At 65.4% G+C, this 17,076-nt stretch carries 15 protein-coding genes; 6 read left to right on the plus strand and 9 right to left on the minus strand.

Annotated elements, in window-relative coordinates:
* Positions 1 to 88: 88 nt before the first annotated feature.
* On the minus strand, positions 89 to 2,071 hold the full coding sequence (locus ACLPJJ_RS12090) for a primosomal protein N' (RefSeq protein ID WP_443591224.1): 1,983 nt from the start codon (positions 2,069 to 2,071) through the stop codon (positions 89 to 91).
* Positions 2,072 to 2,114: 43 nt separating this feature from the next.
* On the opposite strand from ACLPJJ_RS12090, the gene fsa reads away from it, so the two are divergent.
* Genes fsa through ACLPJJ_RS12105 form a run of 3 tightly spaced genes read left to right on the plus strand, consistent with a single transcriptional unit; the run spans position 2,115 to position 4,506 of the window.
* Entirely contained in the window at positions 2,115 to 2,771 is a 657-nt protein-coding gene (gene fsa / locus ACLPJJ_RS12095; protein ID WP_443591225.1) for a fructose-6-phosphate aldolase, read from the plus strand.
* A complete protein-coding gene (locus ACLPJJ_RS12100) occupies positions 2,764 to 3,672 on the plus strand; it encodes a tyrosine recombinase XerC (protein ID WP_443591226.1) in 909 nt (302 codons plus the stop codon). The genes fsa and ACLPJJ_RS12100 overlap by 8 nt, the downstream gene beginning before the upstream one ends.
* 54 nt (positions 3,673 to 3,726) lie before the next feature.
* Positions 3,727 to 4,506 carry a sulfite exporter TauE/SafE family protein gene (locus tag ACLPJJ_RS12105; RefSeq protein WP_443591227.1) on the plus strand — a complete coding sequence of 260 codons (780 nt, stop codon included), beginning with the start codon at positions 3,727 to 3,729 and terminating at the stop codon, positions 4,504 to 4,506.
* 72 nt (positions 4,507 to 4,578) lie between these two features.
* Here ACLPJJ_RS12105 and atpC read toward each other — a convergent pair whose 3' ends face one another.
* The 6 genes from atpC to ACLPJJ_RS12135 all read right to left on the minus strand — a co-directional run bounded on the left by atpC (position 4,579) and on the right by ACLPJJ_RS12135 (position 10,124).
* A complete protein-coding gene (gene atpC / locus ACLPJJ_RS12110) occupies positions 4,579 to 4,992 on the minus strand; it encodes an ATP synthase F1 subunit epsilon (protein WP_443591228.1) in 414 nt (137 codons plus the stop codon).
* Between the two features lie 3 nt (positions 4,993 to 4,995).
* A complete protein-coding gene (gene atpD / locus ACLPJJ_RS12115; protein ID WP_443591229.1) occupies positions 4,996 to 6,426 on the minus strand; it encodes a F0F1 ATP synthase subunit beta in 1,431 nt (476 codons plus the stop codon).
* Between the two features lie 10 nt (positions 6,427 to 6,436).
* Positions 6,437 to 7,312: a F0F1 ATP synthase subunit gamma gene (locus ACLPJJ_RS12120; RefSeq protein WP_443591230.1), complete on the minus strand. Its 876-nt coding sequence runs from the start codon at positions 7,310 to 7,312 to the stop codon at positions 6,437 to 6,439.
* A gap of 4 nt (positions 7,313 to 7,316) precedes the next feature.
* Positions 7,317 to 8,849 carry a F0F1 ATP synthase subunit alpha gene (gene atpA / locus ACLPJJ_RS12125; RefSeq protein WP_443591231.1) on the minus strand — a complete coding sequence of 511 codons (1,533 nt, stop codon included), beginning with the start codon at positions 8,847 to 8,849 and terminating at the stop codon, positions 7,317 to 7,319.
* A gap of 1 nt (position 8,850) precedes the next feature.
* Positions 8,851 to 9,414 (minus strand): ATP synthase F1 subunit delta, encoded by a 564-nt coding sequence (gene atpH / locus ACLPJJ_RS12130; RefSeq protein WP_443591232.1) that lies wholly within the window; start codon positions 9,412 to 9,414, stop codon positions 8,851 to 8,853.
* A gap of 116 nt (positions 9,415 to 9,530) precedes the next feature.
* The gene (locus ACLPJJ_RS12135) at positions 9,531 to 10,124 is read right to left on the minus strand and encodes a DUF2889 domain-containing protein (RefSeq protein ID WP_443591233.1); all 594 of its coding nucleotides are present in this window, start codon (positions 10,122 to 10,124) and stop codon (positions 9,531 to 9,533) included.
* A 111-nt stretch (positions 10,125 to 10,235) separates the two neighbouring features.
* Between ACLPJJ_RS12135 and ACLPJJ_RS12140 the strand changes: the two genes are divergently transcribed.
* On the plus strand, positions 10,236 to 11,660 hold the full coding sequence (locus tag ACLPJJ_RS12140) for an MFS transporter (protein WP_443591234.1): 1,425 nt from the start codon (positions 10,236 to 10,238) through the stop codon (positions 11,658 to 11,660).
* Positions 11,661 to 12,006: 346 nt separating this feature from the next.
* Here ACLPJJ_RS12140 and ACLPJJ_RS12145 read toward each other — a convergent pair whose 3' ends face one another.
* Together ACLPJJ_RS12145 and ACLPJJ_RS12150 are read right to left on the minus strand one after the other, a co-directional pair.
* Entirely contained in the window at positions 12,007 to 13,356 is a 1,350-nt protein-coding gene (locus tag ACLPJJ_RS12145; RefSeq protein ID WP_443591235.1) for a purine-cytosine permease family protein, read from the minus strand.
* 132 nt (positions 13,357 to 13,488) lie between these two features.
* The gene (locus tag ACLPJJ_RS12150; RefSeq protein ID WP_443591236.1) at positions 13,489 to 13,809 is read right to left on the minus strand and encodes a hypothetical protein; all 321 of its coding nucleotides are present in this window, start codon (positions 13,807 to 13,809) and stop codon (positions 13,489 to 13,491) included.
* 190 nt (positions 13,810 to 13,999) lie between these two features.
* On the opposite strand from ACLPJJ_RS12150, the gene ACLPJJ_RS12155 reads away from it, so the two are divergent.
* Together ACLPJJ_RS12155 and lepA are read left to right on the plus strand one after the other, a co-directional pair.
* Positions 14,000 to 15,037 (plus strand): aspartate-semialdehyde dehydrogenase, encoded by a 1,038-nt coding sequence (locus ACLPJJ_RS12155; RefSeq protein WP_443591237.1) that lies wholly within the window; start codon positions 14,000 to 14,002, stop codon positions 15,035 to 15,037.
* Between the two features lie 131 nt (positions 15,038 to 15,168).
* The gene (gene lepA, locus ACLPJJ_RS12160) at positions 15,169 to 16,974 is read left to right on the plus strand and encodes a translation elongation factor 4 (protein WP_443591238.1); all 1,806 of its coding nucleotides are present in this window, start codon (positions 15,169 to 15,171) and stop codon (positions 16,972 to 16,974) included.
* Positions 16,975 to 17,076 lie beyond the last annotated feature (102 nt).

Below are 17,076 nucleotides of genomic sequence, written 5' to 3' on the forward strand. Positions count from 1 at the left end.
TCACGTACTTCAACGTACGCTCCGCTCCGGTGCTCGAAAAACAGCACCATTCAGCTCTGCCTAGCGGGTTTTAAAAGGGGCTCTGAGCCTACATAAAAGATACCGGGTCGATATCGACATCGACCCGCACGGAGCGCGGCACTTCCACGCGCGCCAGCCAGTCGCGCAGCAGCTTCTGCACGGCGATCTCGCGCACGGTCTTCAGCAACAGGCGGCGGCGGAACCTGCCTCGCAGCAGCGCGATGGGCGCCGGGGCGGGGCCGAGCACTTGGATCCCCTTCCCTTGCGGCGCGGCGCGGGCAAGGTCGCGCGCAGCCTGATCGGCCAGACGTTCATCCTCGGCACTTATAATAAGGGCGGCGAGGCGGCCAAAGGGCGGCCAGTGGCCGGGCCGGCGCTGCGCCGCCTCCTGCCCCAGGAAATCCAGCAAATCGCCGGAGAGAAGTGCTGCGATCACCGGATGCTCGGGCGCGAAGGTTTGCAGCAGCACCTGTCCCGGCGCCTCGGCCCGCCCGGCGCGCCCGGCCACCTGGTGCAGCATCTGCACCGTATGCTCGCCCGCACGCAGGTCGCCCCCGGCCAAGCCGAGATCGGCATCCACCACCCCCACCAGGGTGAGCAGCGGAAAATGCCAGCCCTTGGCGACCATCTGCGTGCCGATGATGATCCCCACCTCGCGCGAGTTGATCCGCCGCGCCGCCTCCGCCGCCTGGGCCGGGCCGGCGATGATGTCCGATGCCATGACCAGCGCCTCCGTCTCGGGAAAGGCTTCCGCCACCTCCTCGGCAATGCGTTCCACCCCGGGTCCGATCGGCACGAAGGAATTCTCCGCCTCGCAGGAGGGGCAGAGCACCGGCTTGGGAATGGTGTGTCCGCAATGGTGGCAGATGAGCCGCGCATGCGAGCGGTGCTCCACCAGCCAGGCGCTGCAATGCGGGCAGGCCAGCCGGTGGCCGCATTTGCGGCACAGGGTTAGCGGCGCATAGCCGCGGCGGTTGAGGAACAGCATGGCCTGCTCGCCGCGGTCCAGCGTCTCGCGCATCGCCGCCAGCAGCTTCGGCGAGAGGAACTTGCCGCGCTCCGGCGGGTCCTGCCGCAAATCGACGGCATGGATCGCCGGCATGGCCGCACCGCCATGGCGGGAGGGCAGGTCCAGCTTCTGGTACCGCCCCTGGGCAGCGTTCTCCACGCTCTCCAGACTCGGCGTGGCGCTCACCAGCACGGCCGGGCAGGCGCAGAACTTGGCGCGCACCACCGCCATGTCCCGCGCGTTGTACATCACCCCGTCCTCCTGCTTGAAGGCGCTCTCGTGTTCCTCATCCACCACGATAAGCCCGAGCTTGGGGAACGGCAGAAACAGCGCCGAGCGCGCGCCCACCACCACATCCGCCCGGCCCTCAGCCACGGCGCGGAAGGTCTCGCGCCGCTGCGCCGGGGTGAGGTCCGAATGCCAGACCGCCGGTGGAGCGCCAAAGCGGGCGGCGAAACGCTCCAGGAACTGGATGGAGAGCGCGATTTCCGGCAGCAGCACCAGCACTTGGCGGCCCAGGCGCAGCGCCTCGGCCGCAGCCTCCAGATACACCTCGGTCTTGCCTGAGCCAGTCACGCCGTCCAGCAGCGTCACCGCGAATTTCTGCGCCTGCACCGATGCGCACAGGGCCTGGGCGGCATCATGCTGTGCCGGGGAGAGCACTGGGCCGGGAAGCGCCGGGTCTGCACCGCCAAAGGCGAACTGCTTGGCGCGCTTTGGCGGCGCCGCGAGCAGTTGCTCCTTCAACCCCAGGGCCAGAACATCGCCGCGCCGGGCCAGCGTGTAGCCCGCCACCCAATCGATGAACTTACGAGTCGTCTCAGGCAACGGCGGGAAGGCGTACACCCCGGCGATAGGTTTCACCTTCACCGCCATATCTGGCTTGTCGTCCCACACCGCCCCTGCCACCACGCGCGAGCCCAGCGGCACCCGCACCAGCGTGCCCGGGAGGAGCGGCTCGTCCGCCGCGTAGGTGAACGCGGTGTCGAACTTGTAGGGGAGCAATACGCTCACACGGGTTGTTTGGGCGGGAGGCTCCATGCTGTATGCTTAAGCAGAGACCCAGACCACCGGAAAGTAAACCATGAAATTCTTTGTCGATACCGCCGAAATTAACGAGATTCGCGAGTTGGCCGAAACCGGCCTGCTGGACGGCGTGACCACGAATCCGTCCCTCATCGCCAAGTCCGGCCGCAAGATCCTGGATGTGATCGCCGAGATCTGCGACGTGGTGGATGGCCCGGTGAGCGCCGAAGTGGCGGCCACCGAATACAAGCAGATGATGAAAGAGGCCAAGGTGCTGAAGAAGATCGCCAAGAACGTGGCGATCAAGGTGCCGCTGACGCCGGATGGCCTGCGCGCCTGCCATGCTCTTTCCCAGGAAGGCACCATGGTGAACGTCACGCTGTGCTTCTCCGCGGCGCAGGCGCTGCTGGCCGCCAAGGCTGGCGCCACCTTCATCTCTCCGTTCATCGGCCGGCTGGACGATATCGGCCATAACGGCATGGAGCTGATCGCGGACATCGTGCAGATCTACGCCAACTACCCGGCGATCAGGACCGAGGTGCTGGCCGCCTCCATCCGCCACCCGATCCACCTGATCGAGGCGGCGAAGCTGGGCGCCGATGTCGCGACGATCCCGCCCAACGTGATCAAGCAGCTCTACAACCACCCCCTCACCGACAAGGGCCTCGCCGCCTTCCTGAAGGATTGGGCGGCCACCGGGCAGAGCATTGTCTGAGGACATTGCCTCTGACTTTTTAAGCTGGCTCGGCGCCGAGCGCCGGGCCGCTGAAAAAACGCTGGAAACCTATGGGCGCGATGTGCGCGGGTTTCTCGACTTCCTCGCCGGACATACCGGCGAGGCTGCTACCCTGAAGACCCTGCGCGAGCTGCACGCCGCGGATATCCGCGCCTGGCTCGCCGTGGCCGCCAAGGCGGGCGATACCAACGCCACCCGCGCGCGCAAACTCTCCGCGATCAAGACCTTCTTCCGCTTCCTGAAGAAACGCCATGGCGTGGAGAACACCGCGCTGGCGCTGATCTCCCGCCCCCGGCCGAAGCGCCCTTTGCCCAAGGCCCTGAGCGCCGAGCATGCGCTTTCCGTGGCGGAGGAGATTGGCGAAGTGGAGGACACCCCGGCCCTGCAGGCGCGCGATGCCGCGCTGATGACGCTGCTCTATGGCGCGGGCCTGCGCATCAACGAGGCGCTTTCACTGAACATCGGCGACCTGCCCGCGGCGGATGACGCGCTGCGCGTCACTGGCAAGGGCAACAAGCAACGCATCGTGCCGCTGCTCCCCGCGGTGCGCGCGGCACTTGCCGCTTGGCTCAAGCTGCACCCGAATCCGGGGCGGGACGAGCCCTTGTTCGTGGGTGCGCGCGGCGCAAGGCTGAATGCCGGGGTCGCCCAGAAGGCGCTGCGGGATTTCCGCCGCTTCAACGGCCTGCCCGAGCACGCAACGCCGCATGCGCTGCGCCACTCCTTCGCCACGCATCTCCTCGCCGGCGGGGCTGATCTGCGCGCGATCCAGGAACTGCTCGGCCATGCAAGCCTCTCCACCACACAGCGCTACACGGACGTCGACACCGCCCAGCTTCTCGATGTCTGGCGCCGGGCGCATCCACGTACCCGGGCATAGATTGCCCAGCCAGCCAGCCATGTGTAAGGCAAGCCTATGAACATAATAGACCATATGACACTTCAGCCTGGCTACGCGTTTTCCGGACTGCTCGTGGGCTTGGCCGTGGGTATGACGGGCGTTGGCGGCGGCTCGCTGATGACCCCTATTCTCGTGCTCATTTTCGGCTTTCACCCCACCACCGCAGTCGGCACCGACCTGCTGTTCGCCGCTGCCACCAAGACGGTGGGCACCACCATCCACAGCGCCGGCAAAACGGTGGACTGGAGCATCGTGCGCCGCCTGGCCACCGGCTCCGTGCCCGCGACCATCCTGAGCCTGCTCGCGATCAGCTATTTCGGCATTAACAGCAAGGCGGTCACCACCGCGATCACCACGGCGCTGGGCGTGGCCCTGCTGCTCAGCGCCACCTCGCTGCTGTTCAAGGACCAGATTGCGCACGCCATCACCCGGCGCTACCCGAATTTCGGCGACGGCAGCTCATTCAAGCTCACCATCGCGGTCGGCTTTCTCCTGGGCATTCTGGTGTCGCTCTCTTCCGTCGGGGCCGGGGCGCTGGGCACCATCGCCCTTCTCATCCTCTACCCGCGCCTGCCAATCGTGCGCATCGTCGGCTCGGACATCGCCCATGCCGTGCCACTGACCCTGCTGGCCGGACTCGGGCATTGGTATCTGGGCACGATCAATTTCCATTTATTGGAGACGCTGCTCGTGGGGTCGATCCCCGGCATCGTCATTGGCAGCTACGCGGCGCGCTACGCGCCGGACAGGGTGCTGAAGCTGCTGCTGGGCACGATCCTCTTCCTCGTCGGGCTGAAGATGCTGTCGAAGTAAGCCACCTTTCGCAAACAAAAAAGGCTCTCCCCTGCGGGAGAGCCTTTTTTGTTTGGTGCCTCGCGGCTGGCTTTACACCTTGTGCGGGACGACGGAGTCGACCATCGCCTGCGCCGAGATCAACTGGTCGGAAGCCTCGCGATACGCATCGGCATTGTGCGGATCCACCGCGTTGTACGCTTCCCTAGCCTTGGCCAGGCTGTCCGCCGCCTTGGCCGGGTCCAGATCGGCCTGGCGGATGATCTCATCCGCCAGCACCGCGCAACGGGACTCGGTGATCTCGGCAAAGCCGCCGGAGACGAAGAAGCGGTCGGTGACCTGGCCCTTCTCGTAGATGTCCACCAACCCGCCGCGCAGACCGGTGATCAGCTCCGAGTGCCCCGGGAGCACGCCGATATCGCCCTCCGTGCCGGGGATGACGACCATGTCGACGTCACGCGCCAGCAGCAGCTTTTCCGGGCTGATGATTTCCAGGGCAATGGCCATCGATTACGCCTTCGCGCTGAGGGTTTCGGCCTTGGCGATGGCTTCCTCGATGGTGCCGACCATGTAGAACGCCGCCTCCGGCAGATGGTCGTACTCGCCAGCCACGATGCCCTTGAAGGAGCGGATGGTGTCTTCGACCTTCACGAACACGCCCGGGGAGCCGGTGAACACCTCGGCCACATGGAACGGCTGGGAGAGGAATTTCTCGATCTTGCGGGCCCGGGCGACGACAAGCTTGTCGTCCTCGGAGAGTTCATCCATGCCCAGGATGGCGATGATGTCCTGCAGGGACTTGTAGGTCTGCAGGATGCGCTGCACATCGCGCGCCACCTGGTAGTGCTCCTCGCCCACGATGCGCGGGTCGAGCGAGCGGGAGGTGGAGTCCAGCGGGTCCACGGCCGGGTAGATGCCCTTCTCGGCGATGGCGCGGTTGAGCACCGTCGTCGCGTCGAGGTGGGCGAAGGTGGCGGCCGGCGCCGGGTCGGTAAGGTCGTCCGCCGGCACGTACACGGCCTGCACGGAGGTGATGGAGCCCTTCTTGGTGGAGGTGATGCGCTCCTGCAGGGCGCCCATGTCGGTGCCCAGGGTCGGCTGGTAACCCACCGCGGAGGGGATGCGGCCCAGCAGCGCGGACATCTCGGCGCCCGCCTGGGTGAAGCGGAAGATGTTGTCCACGAAGAACAGCACGTCCTGGCCAGCGACGTCGCGGAAGTACTCGGCCATCGTCACGCCGGAGAGGGCGACGCGGGCGCGCGCGCCCGGCGGCTCGTTCATCTGGCCGTACACCAGGGCCACCTTGGAGCCCTCGGTGTCGTTCTCGCCCAGCTTGATGACGCCGGCATCGATCATTTCGTGGTACAGATCGTTACCCTCGCGGGTACGCTCGCCCACGCCGGCGAACACGGACACGCCGCCATGACCCTTGGCGATGTTGTTGATCAACTCCTGGATGAGCACGGTCTTGCCCACGCCGGCGCCGCCGAACAGGCCGACCTTGCCGCCCTTCAGGTACGGGGCCAGCAGGTCGACGACCTTGATGCCGGTGACCAGGATCTCGGCCGAAGCGGCCTGCTCATCGAAAGCCGGAGCTGAGCGGTGGATCGGCATGTGGGCAGCGGCCGGGATGTCGCCACGCTCGTCAATCGCCTCACCGATCACGTTGAGGATGCGCCCCAGCGTGCCCGGTCCGACCGGCACCGAGATCGCCGCGCCAGTATCAGTCACTTCCTGGCCGCGGACCATGCCGTCGGTGCTGTCCATGGCGATGCAGCGCACGGTGCGCTCGCCCACTTCCTGGGCGACTTCAAGCACCAGACGGCGGTTGCCCACCTTGGTCTCCAGCGCGTTCTGGATGAAGGGCAGCGCGCCGTCGAACTGCACGTCGACGACCGCACCCATGATCTGCGTCACTCGGCCGGTGTTGTTGCTTGTCATCTCTCTGTCCTCAAACGGCTTCCGCGCCGGAAATGATTTCAATCAGTTCTTTGGTGATGTTCGCCTGCCGCGCCCGGTTATAGCTGAGCGACAGCTTCTTGATCATCTCGCCCGCGTTGCGCGTGGCGCTGTCCATGGCGGTCATCTGCGCCGCGTAGAAGCCGGCGCTGTTGTCCAGCAGGGCGGCGTAAATCTGCACCGCGAGGTTGCGCGGCAGCAGGCGTTCGAGGAGCGTGCCGTCATCCGGCTCGACCTCGTAGTTGTGCTCCGTCTTGTTGTCGTTCGCCGTCGGCTGGGCCGCCGGGATCAGCGGCTGCTCCGTCACCTTCTGGGTCATGACATTGTGGAAGTGGTTGAACACCAGGGTGACAACGTCGTACTCGCCGGCCTTGAAGCCGCGCACCAGTTCCTGCGCCACAGCTTCGGCATCCGCGAACGCGGCCGACTTCTTGCCGACGAAGTTCTTGGTGCCGACGATTTTGTCGCCCAGATCCCGGCGCAGCGAGTCATTGCCCTTACGGCCCAGGGTGAACACCTTCACGGTCTTGCCCTCGGCCTCAAGGCTCTTCACCTTGGCGCGGATGGCCTTGGCGATATTGGCGTTGAAGGCACCGGCCAGGCCGCGGTCGGCGGTGACGGCGACGAGCAGATGCGTCTTGCTCTTGCCGTTACCAACCAGCAGCGGGCTGGCATTCGGGTTGCCCGCCTCGGAGGCTGCCAGAGCCGCGAGCATTTCGCCCATGCGGCTGGAATAGGGGCGAGCCGCCTCGGCCTGCGCCTGCGCGCGGCGGAGCTTGGCAGCCGCCACCATCTTCATGGCGCTCGTGATCTTCTGCGTCGATTTGACGGAGTTGATCCGGTTGCGCAGGGTTTTCAAGGAGGGCATGTGCTTATCCGAACGTGCGGAGCAGGTTCTCGATGAAGGCGATCAGCTTGGTCTCGGTCTCCGGCTTGATCTGCCCGTCGGTCTCGATCGCCTTGACGATCTCCGGTGCATTCACCTTGATCGAGGTCAGCAGGGCCGCCTCAAACTTGCCGACGTTGGACACCGCGACGGTATCGAGGTAGCCGCGCGTGCCGGCGAACACGGAGATGACCTGCTCAGCCACGGAGAGCGGGCTGAACTGCGGCTGCTTCAGCAGCTCGGTCAGACGCGCGCCGCGGGCCAGCAGCTTCTGCGTGGAGGGGTCGAGGTCGGAGGAGAACTGGGCGAAGGCCGCCATTTCGCGGTACTGCGCCAGATCCAGCTTGATCTTGCCGGCCACCTGCTTCATCGCCTTGACCTGCGCGGCGGAGCCGACGCGCGACACGGACAGGCCAACGTTGATGGCGGGGCGGATGCCCTTGAAGAACAGTTCCGTCTCCAGGAAGATCTGACCGTCGGTGATGGAGATCACGTTGGTCGGGATGTAGGCGGAAACGTCGCCGGCCTGGGTCTCGATGATCGGCAGGGCGGTCAGCGAACCGGCGCCCTTGTCGTCGGACATCTTGGCGGCGCGCTCCAGCAGGCGGGAGTGCAGGTAGAACACGTCGCCCGGGTAGGCTTCACGTCCCGGCGGACGGCGCAGCAGCAGCGACATCTGGCGGTAGGCGACGGCCTGCTTGGAGAGGTCGTCATAGCCGATCAGCGCGTGCATGCCGTTGTCACGGAAGAACTCGCCCATGGCGCAGCCGGTGTACGGGGCCAGGTACTGCATCGGGGCCGGGTCGGAGGCGGTGGCGGCGACGACGATGGAGTACTCCATCACGCCGTATTCCTCGAGGGTGCGCACCAGCTGCGCCACGGTGGAGCGCTTCTGCCCGACCGCCACGTAGATGCAGTACAGCTTCTTGCTCTCATCGCCAGTGGCGTTGACGGCCTTCTGGTTGATGATGGTGTCGACGATCAGCGCGGTCTTGCCGGTCTGGCGGTCGCCGATGATCAGCTCGCGCTGGCCGCGGCCGACGGGCACCAGCACGTCGATGGCCTTGATGCCGGTCTGCATCGGCTCATGCACGGACTTGCGGGGAATGATGCCCGGCGCCTTGGTCTCGACCAGGCGGCGCTCGGTGTAGATCACCGGGCCCTTGCCGTCGATCGGGTTGCCCAGCGCGTCCACAACGCGGCCCAGCAGGCCCTTGCCCACCGGCACGTCGACGATCTGGCCGGTACGGGTGACGGTGTCGCCCTCGCGGATTTTCACGTCGTCGCCGAAAATCACGACGCCGACATTGTCCGCCTCGAGGTTCAGCGCCATGCCTTTGACGCCGGCGCCGGGGAAATCCACGAGCTCGCCAGCCTGCACGTTGTTCAGGCCGAAGACGCGGGCAATGCCGTCACCCACGGAGAGGACCTGGCCGGTCTCGGCAACATTGGCTTCGGTGTCGAAATCCGCGATCTGACGCTTCAGGATCTCGGAGATTTCGGCTGGGCGGATCTCCATGTCAGGCAGCTCCCTTGAGAGAATAGTTGAGCCGGTTAAGGCGTGACTTCAGGCTTGTATCGAAAATTTTGGCGCCGACTTTCAGCACCAGACCGCCGAGCAGACTGGGGTCGGTATGCTCGACGAGCCGGACATTGCCATAGCCGGCTTCGGCCAGGCGGGCGCGCAGCTGAGTGCGCTGCAAATCGGTGAGCTCATGCGCGGCGGTGACATCGGCCACCACCTCGCCGCGCTTGGCGGCGACATAGGCGGCAAAACCGGCGATCAGGGCCGGCAGGTCGCGCAGGCGGCGATTCGCCACGGCCACGTTGACGAAATTGCGCACCAGCGGGCCGAAACCCTCGGCCATCAGCGCCTCGTTCAGCGCCGGGCGGGCCTTGGCGATGTCGGTCAGCGGGTTGGCCAGGAGATGCTTGAGCGGCGCGCTGGAGGCGATCAGGCGGCCAAGAGCCTCCATCTGCTCAACCACCTCATTCAGGGAGTTCTGCTCGAAAGCCAGTGCATACAGAGCCGACGCGTAGCGCGCGGTCAACCCGGTCTCGCCAGTGCCTGTGATCTCGGCCAATATTTTTGTCCCGCCTAGTTGCCGTGGTCTAAAATTCAAGCCCCTTCAGCCGGGGCTGCGCGGGGCAGTAACATAGGGTTTTGCGCGCAGCAAGGCCGGAACCGACTTGGCGTTCGTCAAGATTTAACTGTTTCATCCTTGAGCATATCCTCCGCCGGAGCCGGACGGGCCCGGGCGGCGATCGGCCCGGCCTCGTTATACGCGTAACAGGTGTTGAGCATGCTGGGCGCCATCCGCGGCTCCGCCCCCAGATGATGCGCCGGGGCAGGCTGGTCCGTGGGCTTGCGCAGGCCATGGCGGGTCTGGAACGCGACGGTAGCCACCTGCTGCAGCAACTCGCGCAGATGCGTGCAGCCCTCCACGCCGCGCACGCGCTGGGCCGCCTGGGTGAGGAAGCCCTTGCCGATGACCAGCCCGGCGAGGCGCTCAAAATTGGGCGCCACCTCCGGGCAGATCGAGTACGGCGTGGCATCCATCGCGGCCTCGCAGGACACGATCTCCAACTCGGGCGTCAGCGTCATGCGCAGCCACATGTCATGCAGCGGCTCCCCGGCCTGGATGCCGTTCCGGTCGATGTTGGGGGCGCTGTAGGTCTTCACGTCCGTCATATGGGCCTCGACATCCATCAGCCCGTCCTCGCGCTCATAGCCGCTGAGGCGGATGTCGCGCATATGCAGGAGGCGGCGTGGAACGGTGCGGCTGAGCGGCATGGTCGGTTCTGGCCCTTGGCTGTGAAAACCCCTTCGCGGGTTCCTGTGGAGCGCGGCTTGTTCTATTCCCGCAGTGCGGAAAAAAACGCAAATCCAGGAGTGCGAAGAAGAATGACCGCGAACGCCAGCGCCACGGCCGGACCGGAACGGCGCGAGTACAGCCACGCCGAGCGGCTGCGGGTGATTTCCGGCGTTCTCACTTGTATAATGCTGGTGGCGCTGGACCAGTCCGTGGTCCTGCCCGCCATCCCGCAGATCGCGGCCAGCCTGCATGGCGTCTCGCATGTCTCCTGGGTGATCTCGGCCTATCTGCTCACCACCACCGCGACCACGCCGATCTACGGCAAGCTCTCCGACCAGTTGGGGCGCCGCGCCGTGCTGGCCCCGGCGTTGCTGGTGTTCCTGGCCGCGTGCGTGGTCTGCGCCCTGGCGGATTCGGTGCCGATGCTCGCCCTGGGCCGGGCGTTGCAGGGGCTGGGCGGCGGGGGGCTGGCCGCCGTCGGCCAGGCGGCGGTGGCCGATGTGGTGCCGCCGCGCGAGCGCGGGCGCTACCAGGGCTGGTTCGCCGCCACCTGGGCGTTTTGCTCCATCGCCGGGCCGGTGGCCGGCGGGCTCATCACCCAGCACCTGTCCTGGCGCTGGATCTTCTGGGGCAATTTGCCGCTGGTGGCCTTTGCGCTGATCACGAGCGCCCGCGCGCTGCGGGGCCTGCCCGTGGCCGGAACCAAAGGGAGAATCGACTACGCCGGGGCGCTGCTGCTGATGTTCAGCGTTGCGGCCACGGTGCTGGCACTGACCGAGGGCGGCACGGACTTCCCCTGGGCCTCGGCGCCCGAGGCGGCGATCTGCGCCGCGGCCCTGCTCGGCTTCGCCCTGCTCGCGGCGCAGCAGCGCACGGCCCCCGCGCCGCTTCTGCCCGCCGCGCTGCTGGGCCGGATCGGCCATGTCGCCGCGCTCGGCGGGCTGAGTTCGGCGGCCATGTTCACCGCCATCTTCCTGCTACCGCTGCTGCTGCAATGGATTTATGGCGAGACCGCCTCGACCGCCGGGATGCATCTGGTGCCGCTGCTGTTCGCCACCGCGATCGGCGCTTTCGCCGCCGGGCAGGTCACACGGCGCACCGGGCGGGTGAAGCCCGTCCTGGCCGCGGGGCTGCTGGTCGGCGTAACCGGCTTCGCACTGCTCTGCCTCAGCCTGCATGCCGCGAGCCCGGCCTGGCCGGTGGCGTTCGCCGCCCTAGCGGGGGTGGGGCTGGGTGCCCTGATGCCGACAACGCTGGTGACGGTACAAAGCCTTGCCAACCGGAGCGAGATGGGCGCGGCAACGGGCATATTGCTGGTGGTGCGCGCCATGGGCGGCACGTTTGGCGCCACGCTGGCGGGTCTGGCCATCACCCTGGCCGGCCACGCCACGGCCTCCGGCTTCCGGTTCGGCTTCCTTACCGCCGCGCTGTTCCTGGCCCTGGGCCTCGGCTTGGTGGCGCGCCTGCCGGAGATCGACCTGCGCCCCAGCGTGACCACCGGCACGAAGGCATAAAAAAACCGGCCAGGAGGCTGCCCCCTGGCCGGCATGTATCCTGGCTTGCGCCCCTGGCTTATACCCGCTTGCGAGATGCATGACTCTCTGCCGTCATTGCGAGCGCAGCGAAGCAATCCATCTTTTCCAGCAATGTCGCGGAGATGGATTGCTTCGCGTCGTGCGAATGCACGCATTCGCGTGACGCTCGCAATGACGGTTCTGGATGGGTCATCATCAACGCGGCTTGGTATTAGAGGCCCTTTCAAAACCCGCTAGGCCGAGCCGAGTGGTACCGTTTTTCGAGCACCGGAGCGCAGAAATGCGGTGCCAGGCGGCCGGCATAGTAGGGTTTTGTAAGGGGCTCTTATTCCGCCGCGGCGGTCTGCACCACGGCCGGCCTGGTCAGCACGTAGTAGAACAGGCCAGCGGCGACGAAGGAGACGATGAAGGTGGCGTCGCCGAACTGCGGGAACCTCGCCGCCACCGGGCCGACATACAGCGCCTGGTTATAGAACGGCCAGGACACCACGATGGACGCCACCCAAGCCACGAACGCCGCACTTACCGGCAGGCGCGAGGTACGGTTGGTGGTGTGGCAGAACAGGGTGATGGCGATCCACGGCATGGTCCAGTAGCCGAGCACCAGCAGGAAGTTCTCGTAGTTGGTGATGAAGTTGGCCGCCGCCAGCACCGCGATGACGGTGCCGATGGCGCCCGTGATCAGCGACGCGACATGCTGCTTCAGCTTCACCCCCACGGCCAGGGCGGAGAGCGTGGCGGAATAGATGTTGATGATGTTGGCGCTGACGGTGCCGAGGATGACGGCGATCAGGAACGGCACCTTGAACCATTCCGGCATCCAGGAGGTGAACAGGTCCGACGGCTTGGTGAAGGAGACGGCGGCACCCAGCAGCGCGCCCAGCGCCTCGATCCACACAGTGGAGATCACCGAGCCGAGGAAGGCGTAGGAGAACACGGTCCTCTTCATTTTGGCGGCGCCGGTATCGGTGCGCAGGTAGCGGGTATAGTCGGAGGAATAGGGAATCCAGCCGACCATGTAGCCCACCATGATGGACAAGGTGAGGATGAAGGCGCCCGAGAAGCCGCCCACCGCCGCCTCGGCCTTAACATTCTCTGGCACGGAGAGGCCGAGATGCTGCACCGCCACCACGGTCAGCGCCAGGAAGGCCAGGGTGAGGACGTAGACGAGGTATCTCTCAGCCGTCTGGATCAGGTCATGCCCGAAGAAGGCGATGGCGACCTGTACCAGCGAGAGGATGACGACGCCGACAATCAGGCTGCCGCCAAAGAAATACTGCAGCGCATAGGCCCCGGCGATGGTGTTGACCGCGAACCAGGAGAAGCCGCCGAAGAAATTGAGCAGCGAAGGCAGCTTGTTGCCGAGCGGGCCGAACCAGGTAGCACCCTGGATCATCTGCGGGCGGCCGTAATCCACGCCGAAGGTGCTGAAGAAGGCCAGCACCAGCCCGCCCAGCACGTTGGCGATGAGGATGGCCAGCACGGCCGAGGAGAAGGACAGGCCAAGCCAGCCGGTGGCCAGCGCGCCAGTGGTCAGCGTCGCGAACTCGATATTCGCCGCCATCCACAGGCCGAACACGGCCTTCGGGCTACCGTGACGCTCCGTCAGGGAGACCTCGTCGATGCCTTTTTCTTCGATGATGCCATAGAGTTCGGGGGTTACGTCAGCGGTCATTCTTGCTCCCTAGGGGCCCGGCCCGGAAAAATTGCCCCGCGCACACGACCTCACACGGCCAGCGCTGCAACGGGATGCAACGGACCACCTGCCGTTTTATGGGCAAACCGTCAAGCAAATCTACCAGCTTTGCTATTGCTGCATGGCGTTCTGCAGTGGGGAGGCCACAGGGATACTCCCCGGCCCGCTCATCCCCGGCAGCACACGATGCAGCAGCAGCAGCATGCAGAGCAACAGGATGAACCAGCCAATCCCCCCGCCGATGAGACGCATTGCCAGAACCACTATGGCAACAACCATGAGCAGCAAAAAATCGAGTTGCAGGCTGGGGTTGGCCACCCCCACCGCCTGCATGAACATGGTAAAGCCGTTATCGACAATCCCGACGCCAGACATCAAAAGACGGGCGACGTAAAAGACACCGCCACCGAATTCGTTGATGAATTGCTGCATGACCGCCCCCTTGTGGGGCAGCGTATAGCATATTTCTTGCCGGGTTCAGCTTTATTCCAAGCGCTTAACCGCCCGCAGCGCGGGAAGCAGCCGCATCGCCGCGCGCCAGGGAGACTCGGGCGCAACGCTTGCGCACTCGCGGCTTTGGTCCTACTGCACCCTGCACTTTTCTTCAGTTTGGAGTTTTGTCATGTCCTACAGGGTTGCGGTTGTCGGTGCCACCGGTGCGGTCGGGCGCGAAATTCTCAAAACCCTCTCCGAGCGCGACTTCCCGGTCTCGGAAGTCGCCGCCGTCGCCTCCGGCCGCTCCGCCGGCCAGGAAGTCTCCTTCGGGGAGGATCAAGTCCTGAAGGTGCAGAACCTCGAGACCTTCGACTTCACCGGCTGGGATATCGGCCTGTTCTCCCCCGGTGCCTCGGTTTCCGCCGTTCATGCCCCGCGCGCGGGCGCGCAGGGCTGCGTGGTCATCGACAACACCTCCCAGTTCCGCATGGACCCGGACGTGCCGCTGGTGGTGCCCGAGGTGAACCCGCAGGATATCGCCAAATTCGCCAAGAAGAACATCATCGCCAACCCGAACTGCTCGACCATCCAGATGGTGGTGGCGCTGAAGCCGCTGCACGAGAAGTTCAAGATCAAGCGCGTGGTGGTTTCCACCTACCAGTCGGTCTCGGGTGCCGGCAAAGAGGGCATGGACGAGCTCTACAGCAACACCAAGGCGCATTTCGGGATCGACGCCGACAAGATCAAGCCGGTGGTCTTCCAGAAGGACATCTCCTTCAACTGCATCCCGCAGATCGACGTGTTCATGGATGACGGCGCCACCAAGGAAGAGTGGAAGATGGTCGTGGAGACCAAGAAGATCCTCGACCCGAAGATCGACGTGATCGCCACCTGCGTGCGCGTGCCGGTCTTCATCGGCCATTCCGAGGCGGTTTACGTGGAGTTCGAGAACCCCGTGAGCGTGAACGAGGCCCGCGCGGCGCTGCGCCATGCGCCGGGCGTGGTGGTGCAGGATGAGCGCGTCGAGGGCGGCTACGCCACCCCGGCCGAGTGCAAGGGCGAGGACGCGGTGTTCGTCTCGCGCATCCGCAAGGACCCGACCGTGCCGCACGGCCTCGCCTTCTGGTGCGTGTCCGACAATCTGCGCAAGGGTGCTGCGCTGAACGCGGTGCAGATCGCGGAAGCCCTGATCGCCCAGGGCCTGCTGGCCAACAAGGCGGCCTGACCGCAATTGCCAGGGCGCGTCAGCGCCCGAAGCACTCTACGTTACCAGATAAGCCCAGGGAGACGCCGTCCCCTGGGCTTATCTTTACTCCCCGCATGACATCTCCCCCTCTTTTCGCGTAAAGCTCCGCCATGACCGATACCCCGCTCGACCTGATCCGCAATTTTTCCATCATCGCGCATATCGACCACGGCAAATCCACCCTGGCCGACCGGCTGATCCAGCATTGCGGCGGCCTCACCGCGCGCGAGATGACCGAGCAGGTGCTCGACAACATGGATATCGAGAAGGAGCGCGGCATCACCATCAAGGCGCAGACCGTGCGCCTGGAATACCCGGCCAAGGACGGCAAGACTTATATATTGAACCTCATGGACACGCCCGGCCACGTGGACTTCGCCTACGAGGTCTCGCGTTCGCTCGCCGCCTGCGAGGGCTCGCTGCTGGTGGTGGACGCCTCCCAGGGAGTGGAGGCGCAGACGCTGGCCAACGTGTACCAGGCCATCGACGCGCACCACGAGATCGTGCCGGTGCTCAACAAGATCGACCTGCCCGCCGCCGATGTGCCGCGCGTGAAACAGCAGATCGAGGATGTGATCGGCATCGACGCCTCGGACGCGGTGGAGATTTCCGCCAAGACCGGCCTGAACATCGAGGGCGTGCTGGAAGCCCTGGTCACCCGCCTGCCCCCGCCCAAGGGCGACCGCGAAGCCCCGCTTTCCGCCCTGCTGGTGGATAGCTGGTACGACCAGTATCTCGGCGTCGTCATTCTGGTCCGCGTCAAGAACGGCGTTCTCCGGCGCGGCCAGAAGATCCGCATGATGTCGAACAACGCGGTGCATCCGGTGGAGCAGCTCGGCGTGTTCACGCCCAAGATGCGCGCCGTGGAAAGCCTGGGGCCGGGCGAGATGGGCTATATCACCGCCGCCATCAAGACCGTGGCCGATTGCAACGTGGGCGACACCATCACCGATGACCGCCACCCCGTGGCCGAGGCCCTGCCGGGCTTCAAGCCCTCCATCCCCGTGGTGTGGTGCGGGCTGTTTCCGGTGGACGCCGATGATTTCGAGAAGCTGCGCGACAGCCTCGCCAAGCTGCGCCTGAACGACGCCAGCTTCCACTACGAGGCCGAGACCTCCGCCGCGCTGGGCTTCGGCTTCCGCTGCGGCTTCCTCGGGCTGCTGCATCTGGAGATCATCCAGGAGCGCCTCTCGCGCGAGTTCGACCTCAACCTGATCGCCACCGCGCCATCGGTCGTGTATAAAATCTTCAAAACCAATGGCGAGATGGAGGAGCTGCACAACCCGGCCGACATGCCGGACGGCTCGATCATCGACCATATCGAGGAACCCTGGATCCGCGCCACCATCATGGTGCCGGATGACTATCTCGGCTCGATCCTCACCCTCTGCTCCGATCGCCGCGGCCAGCAGGTGGACCTCACCTATGTCGGCAACCGTGCCATGGCCGTTTACCGCCTGCCGCTGAACGAGGTCGTGTTCGACTTCTACGACCGGCTGAAATCGGTGAGCCGCGGCTATGCCAGCTTCGACTACCAGATCGAGGATTACGCCGAGGCCGACCTGGTGAAGATCTCCATCCTGGTGAACCAGGAGCCGGTGGACGCGCTCTCCTTCATCGCCCACCGCTCACAGGCGGAGATGCGCGGGCGTGCCATCTGTGGCAAGCTGAAGGATCTGATCCCGAAGCAGCTGTTCAAGATCGCCATCCAGGCCGCCATCGGCGGCCGCGTGATCGCCCGCGAGACCATTTCCGCCCTGTCCAAGGACGTGACGGCCAAGTGCTATGGCGGCGATATTTCCCGTAAGCGCAAGCTGCTGGAGAAGCAGAAAGAGGGCAAGAAGCGCATGCGCCAGTTCGGCAAGGTGGAGATCCCGCAAAGCGCGTTCCTCGCCGCATTGAAAATGGACGCGTAAAGCCCCTTGGCAGCCGGCCTCTGTTTGGCTACAGAGGCCCCCACGCCGTGCTGGAGAGATGGCCGAGCGGCTTAAGGCGCACGCTTGGAAAGCGTGTGTACG

The organism is Acidocella sp. (assembly GCF_052326845.1).
Taxonomy (GTDB): Bacteria; Pseudomonadota; Alphaproteobacteria; order Acetobacterales; family Acetobacteraceae; genus Acidocella.

Excerpts from the sequence above, each read along its gene's own strand:
- ACLPJJ_RS12090 (WP_443591224.1), bottom strand. The coding sequence starts at position 2,071 with ATGGAGCCTCCCGCCCAAACAACCCGTGTGAGCGTATTGCTCCCCTAC.
- fsa (WP_443591225.1), top strand. The coding sequence starts at position 2,115 with ATGAAATTCTTTGTCGATACCGCCGAAATTAACGAGATTCGCGAGTTG.
- ACLPJJ_RS12105 (WP_443591227.1), top strand. The coding sequence starts at position 3,727 with ATGACACTTCAGCCTGGCTACGCGTTTTCCGGACTGCTCGTGGGCTTG.
- atpC (WP_443591228.1), bottom strand. The coding sequence starts at position 4,992 with ATGGCCATTGCCCTGGAAATCATCAGCCCGGAAAAGCTGCTGCTGGCG.
- atpD (WP_443591229.1), bottom strand. The coding sequence starts at position 6,426 with ATGACAAGCAACAACACCGGCCGAGTGACGCAGATCATGGGTGCGGTC.
- ACLPJJ_RS12120 (WP_443591230.1), bottom strand. The coding sequence starts at position 7,312 with ATGCCCTCCTTGAAAACCCTGCGCAACCGGATCAACTCCGTCAAATCG.
- atpA (WP_443591231.1), bottom strand. The coding sequence starts at position 8,849 with ATGGAGATCCGCCCAGCCGAAATCTCCGAGATCCTGAAGCGTCAGATC.
- ACLPJJ_RS12135 (WP_443591233.1), bottom strand. The coding sequence starts at position 10,124 with ATGCCGCTCAGCCGCACCGTTCCACGCCGCCTCCTGCATATGCGCGAC.
- ACLPJJ_RS12140 (WP_443591234.1), top strand. The coding sequence starts at position 10,236 with ATGACCGCGAACGCCAGCGCCACGGCCGGACCGGAACGGCGCGAGTAC.
- ACLPJJ_RS12145 (WP_443591235.1), bottom strand. The coding sequence starts at position 13,356 with ATGACCGCTGACGTAACCCCCGAACTCTATGGCATCATCGAAGAAAAA.
- ACLPJJ_RS12150 (WP_443591236.1), bottom strand. The coding sequence starts at position 13,809 with ATGCAGCAATTCATCAACGAATTCGGTGGCGGTGTCTTTTACGTCGCC.
- ACLPJJ_RS12155 (WP_443591237.1), top strand. The coding sequence starts at position 14,000 with ATGTCCTACAGGGTTGCGGTTGTCGGTGCCACCGGTGCGGTCGGGCGC.
- lepA (WP_443591238.1), top strand. The coding sequence starts at position 15,169 with ATGACCGATACCCCGCTCGACCTGATCCGCAATTTTTCCATCATCGCG.